General features: G+C 72.8%; 15 protein-coding genes. 10 read left to right on the forward strand and 5 right to left on the reverse strand.

Going from position 1 to position 15,681, the window contains the following annotated elements; genetic code table 11:
- The first annotated feature begins 124 nt into the window (after nt 1-124).
- Nucleotides 125-724, forward strand: a complete 600-nt coding sequence (locus tag ACFVT1_RS00005; protein ID WP_389791045.1) for a TetR/AcrR family transcriptional regulator — start codon at nt 125-127, stop codon at nt 722-724.
- 145 nt (nt 725-869) lie between these two features.
- Here ACFVT1_RS00005 and ACFVT1_RS00010 read toward each other — a convergent pair whose 3' ends face one another.
- Both ACFVT1_RS00010 and ACFVT1_RS00015 read right to left on the reverse strand, forming a co-directional pair.
- Nucleotides 870-1,847, reverse strand: a complete 978-nt coding sequence (locus tag ACFVT1_RS00010) for a DeoR/GlpR family DNA-binding transcription regulator (RefSeq protein WP_389791047.1) — start codon at nt 1,845-1,847, stop codon at nt 870-872.
- A 194-nt stretch (nt 1,848-2,041) separates the two neighbouring features.
- Nucleotides 2,042-3,481: an NAD(P)H-quinone dehydrogenase gene (locus ACFVT1_RS00015; RefSeq protein WP_389791049.1), complete on the reverse strand. Its 1,440-nt coding sequence runs from the start codon at nt 3,479-3,481 to the stop codon at nt 2,042-2,044.
- 261 nt (nt 3,482-3,742) lie between these two features.
- On the opposite strand from ACFVT1_RS00015, the gene ACFVT1_RS00020 reads away from it, so the two are divergent.
- The 5 genes from ACFVT1_RS00020 (at nt 3,743) to ACFVT1_RS00040 (ending at nt 9,085) form a co-directional block, all read left to right on the forward strand.
- Nucleotides 3,743-4,180 (forward strand): gamma-glutamylcyclotransferase, encoded by a 438-nt coding sequence (locus ACFVT1_RS00020; protein ID WP_362209734.1) that lies wholly within the window; start codon nt 3,743-3,745, stop codon nt 4,178-4,180.
- A gap of 101 nt (nt 4,181-4,281) precedes the next feature.
- The gene (locus ACFVT1_RS00025) at nt 4,282-5,106 is read left to right on the forward strand and encodes a purine-nucleoside phosphorylase (protein WP_389791051.1); all 825 of its coding nucleotides are present in this window, start codon (nt 4,282-4,284) and stop codon (nt 5,104-5,106) included.
- 162 nt (nt 5,107-5,268) lie between these two features.
- A complete protein-coding gene (locus ACFVT1_RS00030; protein WP_389791053.1) occupies nt 5,269-6,909 on the forward strand; it encodes a phospho-sugar mutase in 1,641 nt (546 codons plus the stop codon).
- 521 nt (nt 6,910-7,430) lie between these two features.
- A complete protein-coding gene (locus ACFVT1_RS00035; RefSeq protein WP_389791055.1) occupies nt 7,431-8,042 on the forward strand; it encodes a TetR/AcrR family transcriptional regulator in 612 nt (203 codons plus the stop codon).
- Nucleotides 8,039-9,085: a DMT family transporter gene (locus ACFVT1_RS00040; RefSeq protein ID WP_389791056.1), complete on the forward strand. Its 1,047-nt coding sequence runs from the start codon at nt 8,039-8,041 to the stop codon at nt 9,083-9,085. Before ACFVT1_RS00035 ends, ACFVT1_RS00040 begins: the two co-directional genes overlap by 4 nt.
- Before the next feature lie 72 nt (nt 9,086-9,157).
- Here the strand turns inward: ACFVT1_RS00040 and ACFVT1_RS00045 are convergent, their stop codons facing one another.
- Nucleotides 9,158-9,865, reverse strand: coding sequence for a PH domain-containing protein (locus ACFVT1_RS00045; protein WP_389791058.1), 708 nt, complete (start codon nt 9,863-9,865; stop codon nt 9,158-9,160).
- A 124-nt stretch (nt 9,866-9,989) separates the two neighbouring features.
- Here ACFVT1_RS00045 and deoC point away from each other — a divergent pair, with 124 nt between their 5' ends.
- The 3 genes from deoC to ACFVT1_RS00060 are packed head-to-tail and all read left to right on the forward strand — an operon-like array spanning nt 9,990 to nt 13,295.
- Nucleotides 9,990-10,937 carry a deoxyribose-phosphate aldolase gene (gene deoC, locus ACFVT1_RS00050; RefSeq protein WP_389792184.1) on the forward strand — a complete coding sequence of 316 codons (948 nt, stop codon included), beginning with the start codon at nt 9,990-9,992 and terminating at the stop codon, nt 10,935-10,937.
- A 5-nt stretch (nt 10,938-10,942) separates the two neighbouring features.
- Nucleotides 10,943-12,379, forward strand: a complete 1,437-nt coding sequence (locus tag ACFVT1_RS00055; protein ID WP_389791060.1) for an aldehyde dehydrogenase family protein — start codon at nt 10,943-10,945, stop codon at nt 12,377-12,379.
- Nucleotides 12,372-13,295 (forward strand): aldehyde dehydrogenase family protein, encoded by a 924-nt coding sequence (locus tag ACFVT1_RS00060; RefSeq protein WP_389791062.1) that lies wholly within the window; start codon nt 12,372-12,374, stop codon nt 13,293-13,295. Before ACFVT1_RS00055 ends, ACFVT1_RS00060 begins: the two co-directional genes overlap by 8 nt.
- A 103-nt stretch (nt 13,296-13,398) precedes the next feature.
- On the opposite strand, the gene ACFVT1_RS00065 is transcribed toward ACFVT1_RS00060, so the two are convergent.
- Nucleotides 13,399-13,815, reverse strand: coding sequence for a hypothetical protein (locus tag ACFVT1_RS00065; RefSeq protein WP_389791064.1), 417 nt, complete (start codon nt 13,813-13,815; stop codon nt 13,399-13,401).
- A gap of 63 nt (nt 13,816-13,878) precedes the next feature.
- Between ACFVT1_RS00065 and ACFVT1_RS00070 the strand changes: the two genes are divergently transcribed.
- Nucleotides 13,879-14,586: a uridine kinase gene (locus ACFVT1_RS00070; RefSeq protein WP_389791066.1), complete on the forward strand. Its 708-nt coding sequence runs from the start codon at nt 13,879-13,881 to the stop codon at nt 14,584-14,586.
- A 212-nt stretch (nt 14,587-14,798) separates the two neighbouring features.
- Here the strand turns inward: ACFVT1_RS00070 and ACFVT1_RS00075 are convergent, their stop codons facing one another.
- The gene (locus tag ACFVT1_RS00075) at nt 14,799-15,560 is read right to left on the reverse strand and encodes a SigE family RNA polymerase sigma factor (protein ID WP_389791068.1); all 762 of its coding nucleotides are present in this window, start codon (nt 15,558-15,560) and stop codon (nt 14,799-14,801) included.
- Nucleotides 15,561-15,681: the final 121 nt, after the last annotated feature.

Consider the following 15,681-nt stretch of genomic DNA (forward strand, 5'->3'; position numbering starts at 1 on the left):
GCTCGGAGCCGTACGGCTCCGAGCCCGCGGGGGCCCGTCGTGCGTCACCCCTCGGCGGACGTCACCCCTCCGGATCCGCGATGGCATCCTGGACCCTGGGGTGGAGAAGAGGGAGGACTGCGCAATGGCGATGAGCACGGCACAGACGCCGGCCCGGCCCATGCGCGCCGACGCGCGGCGCAATTACGACCGGCTGCTGAGCGAGGCCCGTACCGCGTTCGCGGACCACGGCACCGACGCGTCCCTCGAAGACATCGCGCGCCGCGCGGGCGTCGGGATCGGCACGCTGTACCGGCACTTCCCCAGTCGGCACGCGCTGATGAACGCCGTCTTCCAGGAAGCCCTGACCTCGCTGATCTCCCGTGCCCACGAGCTGGCGGGGGTGGAGCGGCCGTGTGCGGGCCTGGTGGAGTGGCTGGGCGCCCTCATCAGCCACGCGGGTGAATATCGCGGGCTCGCCCAGGCGCTCATGTCGACGTCACGGGACGAGACGTCCGCACTCTCTCCGTGCAATGTGCCACTGCGCGAGGCGGGGGCGGCTCTGCTGACGCGGGCGCAGGAGAGCGGTGCGGTGCGGGCGGACGTGTCCATCGACGACCTGATGCAGCTGACGAACGCGATCGCGCTGGCCGCGGAGCAGACGCCGGACGACCCGGAGTTGGCGGGCCGGCTGCTGACGCTGACCTTGCAGGGGCTGAAGAGGAGCGCGGCGGGGAGCGGTTGAGCGGGCGCGGCCGGCCGGCCGTGGGCGGTGCGGGGTCGCTGCGCGGGGAACCGTTCCCCTGCCCGCCCCTTCCCACAACCGGGGCCCTGCCCCGGACCCCGCGCCTCCGACCACCGGTGGGTCCGGCTTCGCCGGGGTGCACCCCCTACCGGCGCCGCAGGTCCGCCACCCTCGCCCGGTCCCCCGGCCCCTGGCCCTGTTCCGCCAGCGCCGCCGCGCTCCGGAGTTGCTGCGCCCCCGGGCCCCCGGGGCCGCCACGCGTCCGGCGCTGGCCGGGGAGCGGCATCTCGCGGCGGGGCTGGCGGCCCGGTGCAAGGGCTTCGGCCGGTGCGGGGCCGCTGCCCGCGCCGGCGACCGCGATCTGCACGCCCTGGTCCGCCAGGGCCTGCAGTTCGGTGGCGGCGCGCTCGTCGTGACCGGGCGGCTCGTCCGTCACCAGGCGGGTGATCAGATCCGTCGGCACCGTCTGGAACATGGTGTCGGAGCCGAGCTTGGTGTGGTCCGCCAGGACCACCACCTCCGCCGCTGCCTGCACCAGGGCCCGGTCGACGCTCGCCGAGAGCATGTTGGACGTGGAGAGGCCGCGTTCCGCGGTGAGGCCGCTCCCGGAGAGGAACGCGCGCGACACCCGCAGCCCCTGGAGGGACTGCTCGGCGCCGCTGCCCACCAGGGCGTAGTTGGAGCCGCGCAGGGTGCCGCCGGTCATCACCACTTCCACCCGGTTGGCATGGGCCAACGCCTGGGCGACCAGCAGCGAGTTGGTGACGACGGTCAGGCCGGGGACCCGCGCGAGCCGACGGGCCAGCTCCTGCGTGGTCGTACCGGCGCCGACGACGATGGCCTCGCCCTCTTCGACGAGACCGGCGGCCAGGTCGGCGATGGCCGTCTTCTCCGCGGTGGCGAGATGGGATTTCTGCGGAAAGCCGGACTCCCGCGTAAAACCGCCCGGCAAGACCGCACCGCCGTGCCGGCGGTCGAGGAGTCCTTCTGCCTCCAGCGCCCGCACGTCCCGCCGTACGGTCACTTCGGAGGTCTGGACGACGCGGGCGAGCTCACGGAGCGATACCGCCCCGTTGGCACGCACCATTTCGAGGATCAACTGACGACGTTCTGCAGCGAACACGAAACTGACAGTAACGTGATGTCCGAGCGTTTTCAGCGGTTTGCACCGAATACCAGAAGTTGTACATACACGGGGCCGCCAAGTGGTATAGGCGGCCCCGTTGTTGTCCCGTACTGACCGGACGGCGGCCGGACGACCGCCGTCCGGCCGCGAGTTGACGGGGATCGCCGGGTGTCGCCGGGGCCCCGAGGCGCTTACGCCTCGCCCGCGCTCTTACGGGTGTGCAACTGGCGGGCCACTTCCGCGATCGATCCCGACAGGGACGGGTACACGGTGAAGGCGTTTGCTATCTGTTCCACCGTCAGATTGTTGTCGACGGCGATCGAGATCGGATGGATGAGTTCACTCGCCCGCGGCGCGACGACGCAGCCGCCGACCACGATGCCGGTGCCGGGCCGGCAGAAGATCTTGACGAAGCCGTCGCGTATGCCCTGCATCTTGGCGCGCGGGTTACGCAGCAGCGGCAGCTTGACCGCGCGGGCGTCGATCGTGCCGGCGTCGACATCGGCCTGGGTGTAGCCGACGGTGGCGATCTCGGGGTCGGTGAAGACGTTCGACGAGACCGTCTTCAGGTTCAGCGGCGTCACCGCGTCCCCGAGGAAGTGGTACATCGCGATGCGGCCCTGCATGGCGGCGACCGAGGCGAGGGCGAAGACCCCGGTGACGTCACCGGCCGCGTACACGCCGGGGGCGCTGGTGCGGGAGACCCTGTCGGTCCAGATGTGGCCGGACTCCTTGAGCCGGACACCGGCCTCCTCCAGCCCCATGCCCGCGCTGTTCGGGATCGCGCCGACCGCCATCAGGCAGTGCGAACCGGTGATGACCCGGCCGTCGGCCAGGGTGACCTCGACCCGGTCGCCGACGCGCTTCGCCGCCCGGGCGCGGGAGCGGGCCATGACGTTCATCCCGCGGCGGCGGAAGACGTCCTCCAGCACGGCGGCCGCGTCCGGGTCCTCGCCCGGCAGCACCCGGTCGCGGGACGAGACGAGGGTGACGCGCGAGCCGAGCGCCTGGTAGGCGCCCGCGAACTCGGCGCCCGTGACACCGGAGCCGACCACGATGAGCTCCTCGGGGAGCTCGTCGAGGTCGTAGACCTGGGTCCAGTTCAGGATGCGCTCGCCGTCGGGGAGCGCGTCCGGGATCTCCCGGGGGTGGCCGCCGGTCGCGATCAGCACGGCGTCGGCGGTGAGCCTCTCCTCCGTGCCGTCGGCGGCGGTCACGACGACCGTGCGGGAGCCGTCGGCGGCCTGGAGGCCGTCGAGGCGGCCGCGGCCGCGCATCACGCGTGCGCCGGCGCGGGTGACGGAGGCGGTGATGTCGTGGGACTGGGCGAGTGCCAGGCGCTTCACACGCCGGTTGACCTTGCCGAGGTCGACGCCGACGACCCGGGCCGCCTGCTCGACGTGCGGCGTGTCGTCGGCGACGATGATGCCCAGCTCCTCGTACGAGGAGTCGAAGGTGGTCATCACCTCCGCCGTCGCGATCAGGGTCTTCGAGGGCACGCAGTCGGTGAGCACGGACGCGCCGCCGAGGCCGTCGCAGTCGACGACGGTCACCTCCGCGCCGAGCTGGGCGCCCACCAATGCCGCCTCGTACCCGCCGGGTCCGCCGCCGATGATCACGATCCGGGTCACGAAATGTCCGCCTCGCGTGTGTCATCCCGCGGCCGTCTGCTGCCCCGGCCGGGGGTCCGGGGGGCCGCCCCGGGGAATGCAGTACGTACTTCATTGTCCCGCACGCGCCCAAGGTGCTTCGCCCCGGGGCCCTCCATACGGGCACCGGGGCGTACGGGACAGGGGCGCGGGACCCGCTTCCCGGACCGGAGCGGAACCCCGTACGGAGTCTTCCTCACAGGAATCGACGTTCCGGCCACCACCTCCCGTACCCTCGATCACATGTCGCTCTACGCCGCGTACGCCGGCAACCTCGACGCGCGGCTGATGACGCGCCGCGCACCGCACTCCCCCCTGCGTGGCACCGGCTGGCTCAACGACTGGCGGCTGACCTTCGGCGGGGAGCAGATGGGCTGGGAAGGCGCGCTCGCCACGGTGGTGGAGGCCCCCCGTTCCCAGGTCTTCGTGGCGCTCTACGACATCGCGCCGATGGACGAGGACTCCATGGACCGGTGGGAGGGCATCGGCCTGGACATCTACCGGCGGATGCGGGTCCGCGTGCACACCCTGGACGGCGAGGAGCCGGCCTGGATGTATGTGCTGAACGGATACGAGGGCGGGCTGCCGTCCGCCCGCTACCTGGGCGAGATCGCGGACGCCGCGGAGTCCGCGGGCGCGCCGCACGACTATGTGATGGAACTGCGCAAGCGCCCCTGCTGACCGACCGACCAGCGCTTTTGTGTGAATGTACGAAGAAGCGTGCGCAGTCTCTGCGCCAGGGCATCTACGCGCGTAGGGAATCACCGGCTACCCTCATCCGCGTGAACGCATCAGTTATTCCGGACAACATCCAGGGCGACCCGCACGCCGCCGCCGCCGACGCCGCCGCCCGCCTGCGCGAGCTGACCGGTGCCGAGACCCACGACGTCGCGCTCGTGATGGGTTCGGGCTGGGCACCCGCGGGCGCTGCGCTCGGCACTCCGGAGGCCGAGTTCCCGGTGACCGACCTGCCCGGTTTCCCGGCGCCCGCCGTACAGGGGCACGGCGGCACGATCCGCTCGTACCGGATCGGTGCGAAGCGCGCCCTGGTCTTCCTCGGCCGCACCCACTTCTACGAGGGCCGGGGCGTCGCCGCGGTCGCGCACGGGGTCCGCACCGCCGTCGCCGCGGGCTGCAAGACCGTCGTGCTGACGAACGGCTGCGGCGGCCTGCGCGAGGGCATGCGTCCCGGGCAGCCGGTCCTGATCAGCGACCACATCAACCTGACCGCCGCGTCCCCCATCGTCGGCGCCAACTTCGTCGACCTGACCGATCTGTACTCGCCGCGGCTGCGCGCGCTGTGCAAGGAGGTCGACGACACCCTCGAAGAGGGCGTGTACGTGCAGTTCCCCGGCCCGCACTACGAGACGCCGGCCGAGATCGGCATGGTCCGGGTCATGGGCGGCGACCTGGTCGGCATGTCCACCGTGCTGGAGGCGATCGCCGCACGGGAGGCCGGCGCCGAGGTGCTCGGCATCTCGCTGGTCACCAACCTGGCGGCGGGGCTGAGCGGAGAGCCGCTGAACCACGAAGAGGTGCTCCAGGCCGGGCGGGACTCCGCCACGCGGATGGGCGCGCTGCTCGCGCGGGTGCTTGAGCGGATCTGAGCCGAACCGGGGCTCCGCCCCGAACCCCGCGCCCCGAACGCCGGTGAGGCCGGCTCTCACGCCGCACCCGCCCGGGACCAGGCCCCGCCGGCGTTCGAGGAGCGGGGGTCCGGGGGCCGGCGGCCCCCGCAACCCACCCCACCCCGCAGAAAGGCGGACACCGTGCAGCAGGAGCTGATCGCGCAGGCCAGGACGTGGCTCGCGGAGGACCCCGACCCCGAGACCCGTGACGAGCTCGCGGCGCTCATCGACGCCGAGGACCTCGACGAGCTGGCCGCGCGGTTCGCCGGCACGCTGCAGTTCGGCACGGCCGGGCTCCGGGGAGAGCTGGGGGCCGGGCCGATGCGGATGAACCGCGCCGTCGTCATCCGCGCCGCGGCCGGCCTCGCCGCCCATCTCAAGGCCGAGGGCCGAACCGGCGGGCTCGTCGTCATCGGCTACGACGCCCGCTACAAGTCCGCCGACTTCGCCCGCGACACCGCCGCCGTGATGACCGGCGCGGGCCTGCGCGCGGCCGTGCTCCCCCGCCCACTGCCCACCCCCGTGCTGGCGTACGCCATCCGGCACCTGGGCGCCGTCGCGGGCATCGAGGTGACCGCCAGCCACAATCCGCCCCGCGACAACGGCTACAAGGTCTACCTCGGCGACGGCTCGCAGATCGTCCCCCCGGCGGACGGCGAGATCGCCGCCGCGATCGCCGCGGTCGGCTCGCTCGACGGCGTGCCCCGCCCCGACGACGGCTGGGAGGTCCTCGGCGACGAGGTCCTGGCGGCCTACCTGGCCCGTACGGACGCCGTGCTCGCCACCGGATCGCCGCGCACCGCCCGGGTCGTGTACACGGCGATGCACGGCGTCGGTACGTCCGTGCTCACCGCCGCCTTCGCCCGCGCCGGGTTCCCCGCCCCGGTGCTCGTCGCCGAGCAGGCGGAGCCCGACCCGGCGTTCCCGACCGTCGCCTTCCCCAATCCGGAAGAGCCCGGCGCGATGGATCTCGCCTTCGCCACCGCACGCGGTACGGACTGCGACCTCGTCATCGCCAATGACCCGGACGCCGACCGCTGCGCCGTCGCGGTCCCGGACCCGCTGGCCGAAGGCGGCTGGCGGATGCTGCGCGGCGACGAGGTCGGGGCGCTGCTCGCCGCCCATCTGGTGGACCGGGGCGCGACCGGTGTCTTCGCCGAGTCGATCGTGTCGTCCTCGCTGCTCGGCCGGATCGCCGCCAAGGCGGGCCTCGGCTACGAGGAGACGCTGACCGGCTTCAAGTGGATCGCCCGCGTGGACGGCCTGCGGTACGGGTACGAGGAGGCGCTCGGTTACTGCGTCGACCCGGACGGCGTACGCGACAAGGACGGCATCACGGCCGCGCTGCTCGTCGCCGAACTCGCCTCCGGGCTCAAGGAGCGGGGGCGTACGCTCCTGGACCTCCTCGACGACCTCGCGGTCGACCACGGACTGCACGCCACCGACCAGTTGTCGGTCCGGGTGGAGGACCTGTCGGTCATCGCGGACGCCATGCGCCGCCTGCGCGAGCAGCCCCCGACCGCGCTCGCCGGGCTTCCCGTCACCTCGGCCGAGGACCTCTCGCGGGGCTCCGCGCAGCTGCCGCCCACCGACGGGCTGCGCTACCGCCTTCGGGGTGCCCGGGTGATCGTCCGCCCGAGCGGCACCGAGCCGAAGCTCAAGTGCTACCTGGAGGTCGTGGTGCCGGTCGCCTCGGCGGACGAGCTGCCGGCGGCCCGTACGAGGGGTGCGGAACTGCTCGCCGGGATCAAGCGGGACCTGGCGGTGGCGGCCGGGATCTGACGGCGGGGCCCGCCCGGCGGTTCGGCCCGATGCGTGGCCGTCCGCCGGTCCGCGCGCCATTCGCGCATCAGGTACGTGAAGCCGGTGTCCGGCCCCGGTACGGCCGGTGGCCGGGGGTTCGCGGCCGGACACCGTGCGGACGGGTCCGGGCCCGCGGAACCGCGGCCGGACCCGTCCGCACGGGCTCCGCCCGCCGGGACCGCAGCGGCGCCGCCGCGGGCTTTCACACGGAAGTTGCCCGTAGGGCGCCCGGCATACACGGAGGCGTTCCGCCCGGCGCCACGGCCGGTCGGCCTGAGGGCCGGGGACGAGGAGCGGATCACGGAAGGGGTGGGTCGGGCGCCGCCTCACCAGGACGTGACGGTCGGCCCCCGGTCTGTCACGTCCGGTCGGCCGCACCCCCCGCGCCGGGCCCGCCGACCCGGCAGGATCCGCCCTCCGACGGGCAGGCACGCGCCGCGGTCGGGTGCGGCCGCGCATACTAGGTAGACTGGTCTACCTAGTACCGGAGAGGGGCAGCCATGACGGACGCGAGGGCCACCGAGAAGCAGCCGGGGAAGCGGCGGCAGGGGCCCGCGCGGGGGCGGATCCTCGATGCCGCGGCGCGCCGGTTCTATGCCGACGGCGTGGCGGCGACGGGGATCGACACGATCACGGCCGAGGCCGGTGTGGCGAAGATGAGCCTCTACAACAACTTCGCCTCCAAGGCCGACCTCGTCCGCGCCTACCTCCAGGCCCGGCACGAGGAGTGGCTCGGCCTCTACCGGCGGCGCCTGGCCGAGGCACAGGGACCGCGGGCGGCCGTGCTGGCCGTCTTCGACGCCTACGCCGACCACGCCGGCCTCGCCTACGAGCACGGCTTCCGGGGCTGCGGGCTGCTCAACGCGGCCGCCGAGCTGCCCACCGGGCACGAGGGCCGCGCGGTGGTGCGCCGTCACAAGGAGGAAGTCGAGAGCCTGCTCGCCGCCCATCTCCGGGAACTGCTGCCCGACCGCGAGGAAGAGGCCCGAGCCGCGGCGGAGCACCTGGCGTTCCTGCTGGAAGGAGCCATCGTGCGCGCGGGTCTCGAAGGAGACGGCGTACGCATGCGGCACGCGCGCGACATGGCGGCGCACCTGGTGGACGGCCTGTGACGCGGCGGGCCGGGCGCGCCGCCGGGCCGGGGGCGGGCGCGCTCGCCGTGCTGCTGGCCTCGGTGCTCTGGGGCACCACGGGCACCGCGGCGACCTTCGCGCCGCAGGTCGGGCCGCTCGCGATCGGCGCGGCGGCGATGGGGCTGGGCGGCCTGTTGCAGGCGCTGATGGCCGGGCGCCGCATCGCGGGGTTCCGCACGGAGCTGAGGGCGCAGTGGCGGATCGTGCTCGTCGGCGGAGCGGGCGTGGCCCTGTACCCGCCGGCGTTCTACACCTCGATGCATCTGGCCGGTGTCGCGGTGGGGACGGTCGTCTCCATCGGCTCGGCCCCCCTGGCATCCGCCCTGATCGAGCGGATCGCCGACCGGCGGCGCCTGTCCCGGCGGTGGACGGCCGGTGCCGCCCTGGGGCTGGCCGGCACCGTGCTGCTGTGCGCGGCCGAGGCCGCGCAGTCCGGTTCCGAAACGGGCACGGGCTCCGCCGGGCAGACCGTCACCGGCGTCGGACTCGGGCTGGTCGCGGGCGTGACGTACGCCGTGTACGCGTGGGCGGCACACCGCCTCATCACGCGCGGCATCACCTCGCGCGCGGCCATGGGAGCGGTGTTCGGGCTGGGCGGGCTGATGCTCGTACCGGTGCTGGTGGCCACCGGCGCCCCGCTGCTCACCTCCTGGACGAACGCGGGTGTCGGCCTCTACATGGCGCTGGTGCCGATGTTCGCCGGGTACGTCCTGTTCGGGTTCGGCCTGTCCCGCATCCCCGTCAGCACCGCGACGACCCTGTCCCTGCTGGAGCCCGCCGTGGCGGCCGTGTTCGCGGTCCTGGTGGTGGGCGAGCACCTGCCCGCCCTCGGCTGGACCGGCATCGTGCTCGTCATCGCCTGCCTCGGCGTGCTGACCGCGCCCTCCCGGCGCCGGCACCCTCCCACCGTGCCGCAGGAGGCCGGGGCCGCGCCGGGTGCACCCGGACCCGAGGCCGCCGGGCGCCCGATCCGCCGGGCGCGGCGCGACCGCTCCGGAACGCTGCCGGCCAGGAACACGTAGCGGCGCGAACGGCCGGTGCGGGCGGCCGGGGTGACCAGCGGCGGGTTCCGCCCCGGAGGGGTCCGCGCGGCCTCAGCCGATCGCGAGCAGCACCACCAGCAGCACCACGCCCACCACCGCCGGTGCGATCACCTCGTACGCCCAGCGCACCGAAACCGAGGCCTCCGAAGACGCCGAATCCACCGAAGCCGCGGAAGCCTTCGAAGACGCCGAAGCCTTCGAGGACGCGGAAGCCTTCGAGGACGCCCCCGTCTTCGCCCGCTCCACCAGCTCCCGCAGGTCCGCCATGGTCTGGTCGGCCGTCGCCATGCGGGACCGGCTGTCGCGTACGTCGGCGTGCACGGAGGTCCGGCCGTACGGGTCGTCCAGCGACTGCCGGGACTGCTGGCGGGCCGCCTTCTTCCGCTGCCGCAGCGACACCGGTACCGCCCACAGCTGGAACTTGGCGCCGCTCTCGGTGAACAGCTCGCTCGAATACCCGGCCCGCAGGTCCACCACCTCGGTCCACGGCATGGTGATCGTCCGGAACGGATTGCGGATCCGGATGCGCTGCTCATTGGCGTACACGACGGGCCGCAGCGTGAACGCCACGACCAGCGGCACCGCGGTCAGCAGCCCGGCCAGTGCGAGCCAGGGCACCCGGCCGTGGCCCCGGAACACGGCGTCGCCGCCGATCCAGCAGACGAGGAGAAGCAGCAGGACACCCCCGACGATCCCGGCGGGCGACCGGAAGGTCCGGTCGGCGTAGGTCGGCTCGGCGGGCGGTGTGGGGCGTGTCATGGGCCCGATTCTGCCTGACGTACGCCAGGAGTACCGGGGCGGCCGCCCCGGTACTGCGCGACGCTCGGAGGACCCGGCCCCCTGTACAGGTCGCTACGCGCGTAGATATGCTGATCTGGTGACCATGCCCACCACAGCTCCCGCATTCTCCGACGCGACCGCGTCCGACAGTGCGCTGCGCCGCTTCCTGCACGGGCTGCCCGGCGTCGACGCCGTCGGCCTCGAAGCGCGCGCCGCGTCCCTCGGAACCCGTTCGATCAAGACGACGGCCAAGGCGTACGCCATCGACCTGGCCATCTCGATGATCGACCTGACGACGCTGGAAGGCGCGGACACCCCGGGCAAGGTCCGGGCTCTCGCCGCCAAGGCCGTCCATCCCGACCCGACCGACCGCACGGCCCCGCGCACCGCGGCGGTCTGCGTCTACCCGGACATGGCGGCGACCGCCGTCGCCGCGCTGGCCGGTTCCGGCGTGAAGGTGGCGTCCGTGGCGACGGCCTTCCCCGCCGGCCGCGCCGCGCTCGACGTCAAGCTCGCGGACGTCCGCGACGCCGTGGCGGCCGGGGCCGACGAGATCGACATGGTGATCGACCGGGGCGCCTTCCTCTCCGGCCGCTACCTGAAGGTCTACGAGGAGATCCTGGCCGTGAAGGCCGAGTGCGGCAGCGCGCGGCTGAAGGTCATCTTCGAGACCGGCGAGCTGTCCACGTACGACAACATCCGCCGCGCCTCCTGGCTCGGGATGCTGGCGGGCGCGGACTTCATCAAGACGTCGACCGGCAAGGTCGGGACGAACGCCACCCCGGCGAACACCCTGCTGATGCTGGAGGCCGTGCGCGACTTCCGGGCGCAGACCGGTGTGCAGATCGGGGTGAAGCCGGCCGGCGGCATCCGCACCTCCAAGGACGCGATCAAGTTCCTGGTGCTGGTGAACGAGACCGCGGGCGAGGACTGGCTGGACAACCACTGGTTCCGCTTCGGCGCCTCCAGCCTCCTGAACGATCTGCTGATGCAGCGTCAGAAGCTCAGCACCGGCCGTTACTCCGGCCCCGATTACGTGACGGTGGACTGATCCCCATGGCATCTGCATTCGAGTACGCACCCGCCCCCGAGTCGCGCTCGGTCGTCGACATCGCGCCCTCGTACGGCCTGTTCATCGACGGCGAGTTCACCGACGCGGCCGACGGCAAGGTCTTCAAGACGGTCTCGCCGAGCAGCGAGGAGGTGCTCTCCGAGGTCGCGCAGGCCGGCGCCGCGGATGTCGACCGGGCCGTGAAGGCGGCCCGGAAGGCGTTCGAGAAGTGGTCGGTGCTGCCCGGCTCCGAGCGCGCCAAGTACCTCTTCCGGATCGCCCGGATCATCCAGGAGCGCAGCCGCGAGCTCGCCGTTCTCGAAACCCTCGACAACGGCAAGCCGATCAAGGAGACGCGCGACGCGGACCTCCCCCTGGTCGCGGCGCACTTCTTCTACTACGCGGGCTGGGCCGACAAGCTGGACCACGCCGGGTACGGCGCGAACCCCCGCCCCCTCGGCGTCGCGGGCCAGATCATCCCGTGGAACTTCCCGCTGCTCATGCTGGCCTGGAAGATCGCCCCGGCGCTCGCCACCGGCAACACGGTGGTCCTCAAGCCCGCCGAGACGACCCCGCTCTCGGCGCTGTTCTTCGCGGACATCTGCCGCCAGGCGGGCCTGCCGAAGGGTGTCGTCAACATCCTCACCGGCTACGGGGACGCGGGCGCCGCCCTCGTCGAGCACGAGGACATCGACAAGATCGCCTTCACCGGCTCGACCGCGGTCGGCAAGGCCATCGCCCGGCAGATCGCCGGTACGGACAAGAGGGCCACCCTGGAGCTGGGCGGCAAGGGCGCCAACATCGTCTTCGACGACGCCCCGCTCGACCAGGCCGTCGAGGGCATCGTCACCGGCATCTTCTTCAACCAGGGCCAGGTCTGCTGCGCGGGTTCGCGCCTGCTCGTGCAGGAGTCGGTCCAGGACGAGCTGCTGGACGCCCTGAAGCGCCGGCTGTCCACCCTCCGGCTCGGCGACCCGCTGGACAAGAACACCGACATCGGCGCGATCAACTCCGCGGAGCAGCTCGCCCGGATCACCGCGCTCGCCGAGACGGGCGAGGCGGAGGGCGCCGAACGCTGGTCCGCCCCCTGCGAGCTCCCCTCGTCCGGCTACTGGTTCGCCCCGACGCTGTTCACCCACGTCACCCAGGCACACACCATCGCCCGCGACGAGATCTTCGGCCCGGTGCTCTCCGTGCTGTCGTTCCGTACGCCCGACGAGGCGGTCGCCAAGGCCAACAACAGCCAGTACGGCCTCTCGGCCGGCATCTGGACGGAGAAGGGCTCCCGCATCCTCGCGGTGGCGAACAAGCTCCGGGCGGGCGTCGTCTGGGCCAATACGTTCAACAAGTTCGACCCGACCTCGCCCTTCGGCGGCTACAAGGAGTCGGGCTTCGGCCGCGAAGGCGGCCGTCACGGCCTGGAGGCGTACCTCGATGTCTGACCGCTTGACTGTACTGAAGACCTACAAGCTGTACGTCGGGGGCAAGTTCCCCCGCTCCGAGAGCGGCCGGGTGTACGAGGTGACGGCGAAGACATCAGCTGGCGCGGCGGGCAAGGGCAAGTGGCTGGCGAACGCCCCCCAGTCCTCCCGCAAGGACGCGCGCGACGCGGTCGTGGCCGCACGCAAGGCGTTCGGCGGCTGGTCGGGCGCCACCGCGTACAACCGCGGCCAGGTCCTCTACCGCGTCGCGGAGATGCTGGAGGGCCGCAAGGACCAGTTCGTCCGGGAGGTGGCGGACGCGGAGGGCCTGTCGAAGTCCAAGGCGTCGGCCGCCGTCGACGCGGCGATCGACCGCTGGGTCTGGTACGCGGGCTGGACCGACAAGATCGGCCAGGTCGTGGGCGGGGCGAACCCGGTCGCGGGCCCGTTCTTCAACCTGTCCACGCCCGAACCGACCGGTGTGGTCGCGGTCCTGGCGCCCCAGGAGTCGTCGTTCCTGGGTCTGGTCTCGGTGATCGCCCCGGTGATCGCGACCGGCAACACGGCGGTCGTCGTGGCCTCGGCGGACTCCCCGCTGCCGGCCCTGTCCCTGGGCGAGGTGCTGGCCACTTCCGATCTGCCGGGCGGTGTGGTGAACATCCTGTCCGGGAGGACGGCGGAGATCGCGGCGCCGCTCGCGTCCCACCAGGACGTGAACGCCATCGACCTCACGGGGGCGGACGCCGCGCTCGCGAAGGAGCTGGAGATCGCGGCGGCGGACAACCTGAAGCGGGTCCTGCGGCGGCAGCCTGCCGGGGAGGACAGCACCTCCGACTGGACGGCCGATCCGGGCACCCACCGCCTGACGGCCTTCCTGGAGACGAAGACGGTCTGGCACCCAACGGGCGCACTGGGCGTGTCGGGGTCCTCGTACTGATCCGCGCGGGCACACCGGCCCGCACGGAGACGGCCCGCTCCGCCGGATTCCCGGTGGAGCGGGCCGTCTCCGCGTACGCGCCCCGTGCGTTCCCGCGACGGTCTCAGCCGTGCAGGACCGCTGCCGCCTGCCCCACCACCGGCAGGTCCTTCAGGGCGCCGCCGCTGGTCAACGGGTCGGTGACCGCGCTCGTGGAGAGCGGCTTGAAGTCGGCGACCTGCGTCCCCACCGCGTTGTCCAGCGGATCCGTGCCGGTACCGGCCAGCGGGTCGAGCCGCAGATGCGTCACCGGGGCGACGCCGTTCCTGAGCGAGTGCCCGAGCCCCCCGGTCACCGCGCCCGTGGCCGCCTCACCCGCCGCGCCGAGGCCGGTGTCGGCGTCCGCGGCCGGTACGAGGGGAAGCGGCGCCGCCTGGGCCGCCGCACCTCCCGCTCCGAGTGCGGCGCCGACCGCCGTGACGGTCAGACCTGCCCGCAGCAGGGCGCGGCGCCGGGACGTGGAAAGTGCGTGACGTGCCATGGATTTCCCACCTGATCGAGCCGATCGAGTAACCATTTGAGTACGTAGAGTAGTTGAGGTGTGATGCTTGATACCAACCCGACCTCCGGGGGATCCCCTGCGTGGGTCAATGCCTCACACTCGTGTCCTGTGAATTCCCAACCGCTCCCGACCCGCGTCGTGCTGCTCGCGGGCCCCTCCGGCTCCGGCAAATCGTCCCTCGCCGCCCGCACCGACCTGCCGGTGCTGCGCCTGGACGACTTCTACAAGGAGGGCGACGACCCCACGCTGCCGCTCGTCCCCGGCAGTACGGACATCGACTGGGACTCCGCGCAGTCCTGGGACGCCGATGCGGCGGTCGCCGCGATCACGCAGCTGTGCCGCACGGGGCGGACGGATGTCCCGGTGTACGACATCTCGACGAGCTCCCGCGTCGACCACGAGGCCTTCCACATCGACCGCACACCGCTGTTCGTCGCCGAGGGGATCTTCGCGGCGGACATAGTCGAACGGTGCCAGGAGCTGGGCGTGCTCGCGGACGCGCTGTGCCTGCGCGGCCGTCCGACGACGACGTTCCGCCGCCGGCTGCTGCGGGATCTGCGGGAGGGCCGCAAGTCGGTGCCGTTCCTGCTGCGGCGGGGGTGGCGGCTGATGCGGGCGGAGCGGCGGATCGTGGCGCGGCAGGCGGCGCTGGGCGCGTATCCGTGCGGCAAGGAGGAGGCCCTCGGACGGCTGGCCGCCGCAGCAGCGGGCCGGTGCCGCCGGGCGCCCGCGGCACGGGGCGCGGCGTAGCGGACTTCCCGCGCCCGGGGCCCCGCCCCGGGCCCCGGCTCCTCCGTTCCTCGGTCACCGGCGCAGCCGGGCTGCGCGCCGACGGGGCCGGACAGGACCCCCCGGCCCATCCGACCCCGCAGCACTCCCCCGTGCACCGCCGCCTCCCCCGAAGCAGCGGTCCCACTCTCCCCCGTATCCCCCGTTCGTCCCCCGGTTGTTCCCCCGTCCCCTCAGGCCACCAGCTCGCCGAAGGACTCCTCCTCGTCACGGCCGAAGCTGAGGACCTCGTCCTCGCGCAGCCGGCGGAGCGACCGCCAGATGCTCGACTTCACCGTGCCGACACTGATGTCGAGGATGGCCGCGATCTCCGGGTCGGTGCGGCCCTCGTAGTACCGCAGGACCAGCATCGTGCGCTGGAGTTCGGGCAGCCGCGCCAACGCCTGCCAGAGCACGGCGCGCAGTTCCGTGCCGCGCATCGCGTCCGTGTCGCCCGCCGTCTCCGGCAGCTCCTCGGTCGGGTACTCGTTGAGCTTGCGCCTGCGCCAGGCGCTGATGTGCAGGTTGGTCATGGTGCGGCGCAGATAGCCGCCGACCGCCGCCTTGTCGCTGATCCGGTCCCATGCCCGGTACGTCGAGAAGAGGGCGCTCTGCAGCAGATCCTCGGCCTCGAACCGGTCACCGGTCAGGTGGTAGGCGGTTGCGTACAGGGAGGCGCGGCGCTCCCGGACGTAGGCCGTGAACGCCGTTTCGGCGTCGTCGGCCCCCGCCGGGGACTTCCGCTCCCCCATGGCCTTCCCGTACGCGGATCCCCCGTTGCTTCCCCCGTTGCCCCCCGCAGGCACGTCAACCACCGTCATGTACGACGTGTGCTGACGCCCGGCGCCACGAGCGCACCCCCGCCCAGTCGCGACGCCGGACTTCTCGGCGCTCCGGCCGACATCGTGGAGACGCGTGACAACTGCGCTTGCGGTGGTGCTGTGAGCTGCGTTCATCTCGCGCCCCCCATCGGTGGAGTCCGTTCGTTCCTTGTGCCAATGAGCTTGCCGGGGCAGTTTCATCACGCTGTCCGCCGACTGTCACAGCCCTGTCACAGGGCCTGCCGTCGGTGCGTGC

Origin of the sequence: Streptomyces sp. NPDC057963, from assembly GCF_042887155.1 — a bacterium.
Lineage (GTDB): Bacteria > Actinomycetota > Actinomycetes > Streptomycetales > Streptomycetaceae > Streptomyces.